Origin of the sequence: Arthrobacter sp. Soil736 (assembly GCF_001428005.1) — a bacterium.
GTDB lineage: Bacteria > Actinomycetota > Actinomycetes > Actinomycetales > Micrococcaceae > Arthrobacter.
On record NZ_LMSB01000002.1, the window covers coordinates 64,690 to 73,060 of the forward strand.

General features: G+C 59.7%; 6 protein-coding genes. 4 read left to right on the forward strand and 2 right to left on the reverse strand.

Annotated features, from left to right (window positions below; translation table 11 throughout):
• Nucleotides 1-193 precede the first annotated feature (193 nt).
• The 3 genes from ASG92_RS02690 (at nucleotide 194) to ASG92_RS02700 (ending at nucleotide 3,278) form a co-directional block, all read left to right on the forward strand.
• The gene (locus ASG92_RS02690; protein ID WP_056624104.1) at nucleotides 194-574 is read left to right on the forward strand and encodes a nuclear transport factor 2 family protein; all 381 of its coding nucleotides are present in this window, start codon (nucleotides 194-196) and stop codon (nucleotides 572-574) included.
• A gap of 19 nt (nucleotides 575-593) precedes the next feature.
• Nucleotides 594-1,832: an MFS transporter gene (locus ASG92_RS02695; RefSeq protein ID WP_056624354.1), complete on the forward strand. Its 1,239-nt coding sequence runs from the start codon at nucleotides 594-596 to the stop codon at nucleotides 1,830-1,832.
• An 879-nt stretch (nucleotides 1,833-2,711) separates the two neighbouring features.
• Nucleotides 2,712-3,278, forward strand: a complete 567-nt coding sequence (locus tag ASG92_RS02700; protein WP_056624107.1) for a recombinase family protein — start codon at nucleotides 2,712-2,714, stop codon at nucleotides 3,276-3,278.
• A 246-nt stretch (nucleotides 3,279-3,524) separates the two neighbouring features.
• Here the strand turns inward: ASG92_RS02700 and ASG92_RS02705 are convergent, their stop codons facing one another.
• The gene (locus ASG92_RS02705; protein WP_056624111.1) at nucleotides 3,525-6,167 is read right to left on the reverse strand and encodes a TrlF family AAA-like ATPase; all 2,643 of its coding nucleotides are present in this window, start codon (nucleotides 6,165-6,167) and stop codon (nucleotides 3,525-3,527) included.
• Nucleotides 6,168-6,787: 620 nt separating this feature from the next.
• Entirely contained in the window at nucleotides 6,788-7,468 is a 681-nt protein-coding gene (locus ASG92_RS02710) for a TetR/AcrR family transcriptional regulator (protein WP_056624113.1), read from the reverse strand.
• Nucleotides 7,469-7,624: 156 nt separating this feature from the next.
• On the opposite strand from ASG92_RS02710, the gene ASG92_RS02715 reads away from it, so the two are divergent.
• The coding region (locus ASG92_RS02715) for a Gfo/Idh/MocA family oxidoreductase (RefSeq protein ID WP_240986969.1) at nucleotides 7,625-8,371 on the forward strand (747 nt) is incomplete at its 3' end.

The window sequence follows — 8,371 nt, forward strand, 5'->3', positions numbered from 1 at the left end:
ACGGCTGCGTACGAACCTCGGCAACGTCGCGACCCTCGACGATGCCGTCGGCGCCCATACCCCGACCAGCGGGGACCCGCGGAAGACGCCATCCGAGTCCGTCCGTAGGGGCCATCGAGAGGCTCGACGGACCCTTTCCGTTTCGCAGCAAGCAATACGGACTGATAACCGCACACCGAGAAGGAACAAGAAAATGAGCAATACCAAGCAGTCGGTCGAGGATCTGGCGATCCTCGAGCGGCTCAACCTCGACTACAACGCGGCGGACCAGGCCAGCGATGCTGAGCGCTTCCGCGAGCTGCTCGCGGACGATTTCATCGTGCAGACTCCCGGAGCCAGTCGCGACCGCGGCGAGTACCTCGAGTACATCGCGAAGCCGCCCCCCTTCAAGGATCTCGCTCTCCTCGACGCCAAGATCCGCATCCTCGGCGACGTCGCCCTGATCCACGGCCGCGCCCGCTACACCTTGATCGCCGACGGCTCTGTACAGGAAGCCCTGTACACGGACGCGTACCAGAAGCGTGAGGGCACCTGGGTCTGTGTCGCGGCCTGTGCGATCGCTCCGGGGGCCTGACCTGCTGCGGCGCGGCTCGATGCACGACACGGCGTCGGTGATTGACGAGGCCGGCCGGGGCTCCACGTTTCGGCTGGCCTTCATCTCCGCGGTGGTCTCCCTGGTGGCCGCGTTCGCCGCGGTGGGCTCGACGATCCCGCTGTTCAACGTCTACCGGGCCGAGGACGGGTTCACCAACGCTGGCATCTCGATGACTGTCGTCGCTTACTCCGCCGCTACCCTCGCCACACTGCTGGTGCTGGGACGACTGTCCAACCATCTGGGCCGACGACCTACCTCGATGGCAAGCCTCGGTCTGCTGCTTTTTGGGTGTCTGCTGCTGTTGAACGTGCACGAGATCGGCATCCTGATCACCGGTCGGCTTCTGATGGGCTTCGGCGCAGGGCTGGCCAGCAGCAGCCTCACCTCCTACATCGTCGACACCGCACCCTCCAGGCCGGCCTGGTTAGCCTCCGTCGCCTCTAGCCAGACAGTCATGCTCGGCCTCGCCATCGGCGCCATAGTCTCCGGCGCCCTGGTCCAGTTCGGCCCCTGGCCACGCTCCCTCGTCTACCTCGTCATCATCGGCCTCCTCCTCCTGTCAGTCGTACTCATAGCGATCAGCCCCGAGACGGTGACTCGGACGCCGGGTGCGTGGCTATCGCTGCGGCCCAGCGTCCGCCTACCGGTCAGAGCCAGGTATCTGTTGCCCGTCACGGCTGCGGTCCTCCTGCCTACGTGGGCGGTCGGCGCCTTCTACCAAGCGTTCGTGCCCGCGCTGCTCGAAAATCAACTCCACACCGCCAGTCCGCTCGTCCTCGCACTGGTGTTCGCCGCATACATGGGTTCCAGCGCTCTCGGGGCTCCGCTCGGCAGCCGGTTCACTCCCGCGGCAGCCCAACGCTTCGGCCTGGTCGTCTTCCTGGCGGGGATGATAGGGATCATCACAGCGATCGCCACCGGCACGCTGGTGTTGTTCATCGCCGCGACCATCGTCGCCGGCGCCGCTCAAGGCATCGCCATCAGCGCCGCCACCCGCGGTCTGCTACACGGCAGCACCCTCGCCGACCGGGCACCAACCTTCAGCGTCATCTACCTCATCAGCTACAGCGGCGCCACGATCCCCGCCCTCATCGCCGGCCAACTCTCCAACACCTTCTCACTACCGCAGATCGCGTTCGGATACGGCGCACTTGCCCTCGTCGCCACCGTGTATACCGTCCTCGGCGCACGCAACCCGCACCTGGGCACCACGGGCAGCTGCCGGGACATTGACTAACCAACTGGACGACCGGCACAACCTTGCCGATGCTGTTGACACTGCCTCCAGCGTGGGCCCGACGGTCACTGACAAGCAGACCAGCGGCATGTGTGGGACTGTAAGAAAAACGGTGGGAACGGCGTGGCATGTGTTGGCGCGCGCTCCACCAACCTGGAATAGGATCGGACGCCGATGATGGGGATTCACCAAGCACCAGGCCGGTGACGGGGAGTACGCTGCGGCGCTCCGGGCTGTTATCACGGTGACGAGCAGCGGAGTGGGCAGAGTAATGGCGGCGTAAACCCGAGTCGAGGCATTCGAACGCCTCCATGGTTATGAGTGAAGCGCGGCGCGGGCGAAGGCTTTCCCCGTGCGGCGTAATAGTTTGTGACGCCAATCCGCCGTGGTTGTAGATGATGCCCAGGTCAGGAGTACTTCCAGGGGCTCGTTAAGGGGTGCCTGGACAGCAGCACAATCGAAACGCCGATTATTGGCCTTGCATCAACCTGCATGGGGGCAAGAATCAAAGTCGTCACTCTTTGATTTAGGCTTTGCGCATGAGGACTTTGAAAACCGATGTCATCGCCGGGCTGCCGGCCGAAAGAGGGCCCTTTTGGCACCTCTCCCCCGGGCATTCTTAAACGCCGATAATGGACGTTACGTAAAGTAAGTAGACTGATAGTTGCACGCGATGTCTATTTCAGTTTAGTTTGCGTCCCCGATCGTCATCTTCAGGCACAAGTATCAGGGCATGACACAGCAGCATCCCGGATCGTTTCATGGGTCGTGCTGTCTCCAGTCCGGCATGTCTACTAAGGGTCATGGCCTATTGACTGTTGACTGTTGTCCGATAAGAGTCCAAAACTCAGATTGACAGATCGAGGGTTGGAGGCGCCGATGGTCGGACAGCGGATCGGGTACGTGCGCGTGAGCACGCTGGACCAGAACGAGAAACGCCAGCTCGAAAGCCTGGTCCTGGACCGGGTCTTCACGGACAAGGCCTCCGGCAAGGACACGGCCAGACCGCAGCTGGCTGAACTGCTGCGGTTCGCCCGCGACGGGGACACCCTAGTCGTGCACAGCATGGACCGCCTCGCCCGCAACCTGGACGACCTGCACGCCCTCGTGCAGGGCCTGACCCGTAAAGGTGTGCGGGTGGAGTTCGTCAAAGAGAGCCTGGTCTTCACTGGCGAGGACTCCCCCATGGCCAAACTCATGCTCTCCGTCATGGGGGCTTTCGCCGAATTCGAACGCTCCCTCATCAGGGAACGCCAAAGGGAAGGCATCGCCCTGGCCAAACAGCGCGGCGCCTACAAAGGACGGAAAAAGACCCTCACCCCAGACCGGGCGGCCGACCTCGTCCAGCGCGCGGCAGCAGGCGTGCCGAAGGCTGCTCTCGCCCGTGATTACGGCATCAGCCGGGAAACGGTCTACCAGTACCTGCGCCACACGGTGCCGGAGTGATGCACTCCCCCGTCGACGCGGCCGTCAAGCCGCGCCGAAGCGGCGAGAGTTCGATGGAGCGTCGGTAGACCGGCCAAATTGGCCGGAAAAATAGGTCCGCCTGTTCAGACACGTTCTGTCTCAGGCGTTGTTTCAACTCCGAATGGCACCTGCAACGCATGCCCCCTCAATCTTCGGAGACCTTTCAGCAAGCGCTATTGTGGATCGTTCTTGATAACCGCCAACTGGCAGGTCAATAGCAACAAACTAGAAGCCGTAGAGATGTTGACGCGCACTGAAGGCGTCACGCCCGCCTTCAAGCAGGTCCTCGGCGTATTCCCGAACCGATTGCGCATCGAGTGATCCGATGCCCCCGGGCGCCGACCAACCATTGCGACCATCCCCCTCAAGAGCAATGACAAGATCTGCGTCCCCGAGGACCGGAACGTTCGCATTATGGGTGCTGACTAGAATCTGCCTCGAACCCTTGAGATCACGAAGACGAGTCACGATTCCGTCGTAGATAAAACGGTTATCAAGGTCGTCCTCGGGCTGATCAATAACGAGAGGGCTTGATGACGCTCCCAAAAGGAGCAGCAACAGCGCAGTTGCGCGCTGCCCTTTCGAAAGGTCCTCGAGCCGGCGCAAGTCAACGCCGTTGCCTTTCTGAGCCACATTCAGCTGCACATCAACTGCGCGCCCGACCGATTGTTCTTCGAGCTCGCGAAAGAGAGGCTCACCAAGCTCTAAGAAGTTCTTGAGTTGGGCCCCTGTGATTCCATAGGGCTCGAGCGCTTTCTCGCCCTTTCGTGCGGCATCCACAAAGGCACGGCTCGAGAAGTCATCTTTCTGAGTCGCCGCAATTACCTGGGTGCGCGGGGTCCTGAAGTGCTTATCAATAATTGCTTTGAGCACGCTGCGATCAGGATCAGCTACAGGCTTCACAACGACAGCACTCGTCGTTGCACTGTTCGCTCGACTGATGGCTTCGTTGAGTTCCTTCGCAATCGATGTGTCGTTGGTGGCAAGCTTTTGCATCAAGCCAGTTCGCTCGACAAGCAGCTTCTTTTTACGTGTCGCGTATACCTTGCGTTGCTCCGCACGTTTGGTAAGCCGATCTAGTTGCGCCTTCGTCTGTATGTACTCATCCGGATTATGTCCATCCTCAATAAGCTGACGGAACACCTTTGCGTTTGTTTCCTGGATCGGCTGGACCGTCGTGCCCCACGCGTTTCTTGCGTTGTCCGTCGCAGTGCGAGCATCTTCGAGCGCCTTTGTGAGGGCTGCCTGAGCTGAGCTAACTGCTTTCGCTGCTGTCGCAACCGCGTCGCGAGCCGGCTTGAGGTGGGCTTCCCGTGGGCTCCCGTCGATCCCGTGTATGGGCGCACTGAGCTGCTCGGCGAGCACATCGAGATCCGTGTTAGCTAGCTCATTTTCGACGGCGCGCAGTCGATCAATTACTTCGCTGAAGACCCCTTCCTCGGACCTCAAAATGGTCTGCTGCTCAAGCTTTGTTCCAACGTCGCTTTCACTGAACTTCTCTGCACGCTCCTCGAGTCGAGGAATGTCAGCGATCTCAGCTTCAAGATTGTCGTCGTCTTGCTCAACCTTCTTAAGATTCTCTCGATTTGCAGCAAGGGCCTCAAGAATCTCGGCTCGGTCCTTAGCCGCCACCGGCTTTCCCGCCACTCTGCCGACCATCTGGGCCATTAGCGTCTTATCCTGCGCTAGCTCAGCCAACTCGTGCTGGCCGAAGATCTCGAGGCTTCCAACGATGTCGCGTGGACGAAGGCTCGTCACAGTACCGCTCGAGTCCTTCACAACAGCAGGATCGGGAACAGTACGCTCAACGGTATAGCGAGCAGGTTCTGGCGAAGTCACATCGACAGTAAGGGAAATAGTCGTAGCGGTCCGCACAACGTTCTTAATGACGCCCTCGTGATCCTTTCTTGCTGCCTCACCGATCGGCGCAATGTCAAGAACGTATCGAAGACTTTCGATCACAGTGGACTTACCTGTTCCTCGACCACCGATGAGAGCAGTCAGATCTTCCGTGAGCGGAAGCTTTTGGCCGCTGAGAAAGCCGCCGACCCATGAGATCTCACGGAGTAGCACTCGTGAACTGCTAGTCGGATCAACAAGACTCACACGTGTCTGAGGTGTGCGAATGGCATGCTTCAGTCCTGCTAGTCCTGGATCGCACATTTTGAACCAAGTGCTTCCGCCCTCTGTTGCGAGAGCAGATGGAGCACTGATGTCATCGGCGTGGATTCTCACAAGAGCATGCTTCCGCTTGAAAGGCGCCTTGTTCTTGAGAATCTGACTCTGAGTACCGACATCACCGACGCTAGGCGTAATACCAAGCGCATGGATTTGTTTCATCTTGATCATCGCTTCCAGCGGCTTGCCGATTACTCTGCACAACAGGCCGGAATTGGCGACGTTGACGTGGGCCGGAATGACAAGTGCGCCGCGAGTCGTCATTTCGGTGACGATTTCTGCGAACGACTTGGTTGCTACAGCATGCGGATCGCCAGGCGTCAGTCCACTGGCACCGATGGCCAACGTGATGTCTTCAAGATTGGTCCCGGCATCGAAAATGACCAAGAGATGGATGCCCTCGGATGTATTCGCTTCAAAACCTGGTAGCGCTGTGATGCCGCGGAGTTTTGCGGCCTCGATCAATCCAGCTGCGGACGTAGCGCGCCAATGATCGGTGATGGCAATCAAACTGATGCCTTGAGTTTCACACTCATCGAGAAGGGCGGTGTTATAGGACGCTTCGTCAGGATAGGCCATTGAGGGCGCGGGGTTGCCATGGTATTCATACGGGTTCACCTGAAGGGCAGCGCGAAGCCAGCGTGCGCCGATTGATGAACCCGCCGATGATATTGAATTAGTACTACCCACGAACCTGAAACCCCCATAATTTGGACCGTATTGTGACAGCACTCGCCTAGAGGGCAAGCACAAGCGAGAACAGTCTGGCATGGGCTACCGACATGCCCGTCATTGGGGCAGCAGAACTTTTAGGCCGTGTCGTAATTGCTGCAGGATGCCACGGATGATCGGCCCCTTTTTCAATAACGGTGGTTCACCCGCACCGCTCCCCCAGCTTGACGGAATCACCATTATCGGCGTTTCCGATAGGCGGGGAGTAGCTATAGAAGAGGACCCGCGCAGCGTGCCTTATTGGTCCTCGGGGGGCGTGATGGCCGCCGGGAGGCCCGCTTCCCAATTCATGACCTACGATCACCCTTTGGCACACCGAGACGCTGAAGCCACGGGTGTGGAGCAACATCTGTACACGATGCCGGTTATCGCCGATTGGTGGTTCACTAAGGAAGGCTTCAGTGCGAGCGGCGGGCAGAGGGGTACAGCTGAATCAAGTAACGGAAGCGCCCAGGCGGCAAATTTCAGGCGGATGCTTCAAAGCGCGGCAGCGCGTGCAGAGTCCACCCGTTCCAGCCANCGGGTACAGCTGAATCAAGTAACGGAAGCGCCCAGGCGGCAAATTTCAGGCGGATGCTTCAAAGCGCGGCAGCGCGTGCAGAGTCCACCCGTTCCAGCCATCTCTCTGTCTCGAGCGTGACTTCCTCAGTGCTCTTTCCGGTCCAGCGGGAGATTGTGATGTTCACCTGCGCCTGGAAGTTGCTGACGAGGTCGAGGTCCGGGTTGAGCAGCCACTGGATCTCCATTCCGTCCATCAGCGCGATCAAGGAGCGCGACTCCAGATCGATTGCATCATCAGGAAGCGGCAGTATGTCGCCGGCGTCCCTGGCCATGCCCAACTGCTGCTTGAATCCCTGGAGCGTATCTTCGYAGCGCTTGACGATAAATTCGCGGGCGGGATGGTCTGGGTTTGACGCCTCAGTGCTTAAGGTCAGGAAAAGTTCAATGAACCCGCGGTGCGTCCTGTGGTACCGCATGAGCAGAATCAGCGCCCGGAAATATTCAAGACCTGTGTGGGGCCCCTGCCAACGGGACGACTCTTCCCGCCAGCGGAGTAAAACCGCTACCAGCAGCCCTTCCTTGCTGCCGAAGTAGCGGATTAGAGCCGCTCCCGTTACGCCAACTTCCTCGGCTATGTGACGCAAGGAGCCCGCGTGATACCCGTGCCTGGCGAATACGCGTGCAGCGGCATCAACGATTTCCCGGCGCCGCAGGAGCCCCTTTTTATACGGGCCTCGGCTCGTAAGTGAAGCTGACATGCCACCTCTTCCCTTCCTCGGTACCCCATCCTATGGCCCCCTTGCCAAATTCAAAACACCTGTTTATATTTGATGAAAAGTAAACGTGCGATGTCTTTTCGCGTGGCATAGCCCACACGCAGTGACGCAGGTGTTCAGATCAATGAGGAGATGTACATGTCCGCTGTCGAACAGCAGGAGACAACACCCCCGCCGCTTCTAGGCGTCGGGATACTGGGAGCAGGCCCTGTCACGCAGGCCATTCACCTTCCSACCYTGGCCAGGCTCACCMAAACGTTCTTTGTGGCACATGTTATGGACGTGGACGCGGGCATCGCTGAATCAGTGGCCGGACGTGTAGGCGCACGTTTTTCCACCAGTGTCGAAGCGCTGCTGGCTGACCCTGAGGTCGAAGTAGTGGTGATCTGCAGCCCCCACCAGTTCCATGCCGAGCAGGTCATCGCCGCATGCCGGRCCGGMAAGCGCGCGATACTGTGTGAGAAGCCCTTTGCCATGAGCGGKGAAGAAGCGGCCCGGATCTCGGAAGTTTCTGCCGAGACYGGCGTGCCGATCATTGTGGGCGCGATGCACACTTTCGACCCGGGGTGGAAAGCAGCGGAGGARGCCTGGGGCGACCTGGCCGAGACAGCACACACCATACGGTCATCAATCGTGTTGCCTCCAAATCCCCGATTTGAGGATTTCGCTACGGAGGTCGTTGCCCGACCGGCCACTCCCCCGGTTCCTGACCTCCGCGACCCAGCCGTTGTGGAGGGCTCGATCCGCGGAGGAGTGATGGGTCTGGCGATCCACGATCTTCCGCTGGTGCGCCGCTTCGTCCCGTCCTTCACTGATCTCGAGGTACTCCGCGCCGAGGCCCTGGAGCCGTTTGGCTACCTGATAGTCGCCCAGGCCGATGGCCGG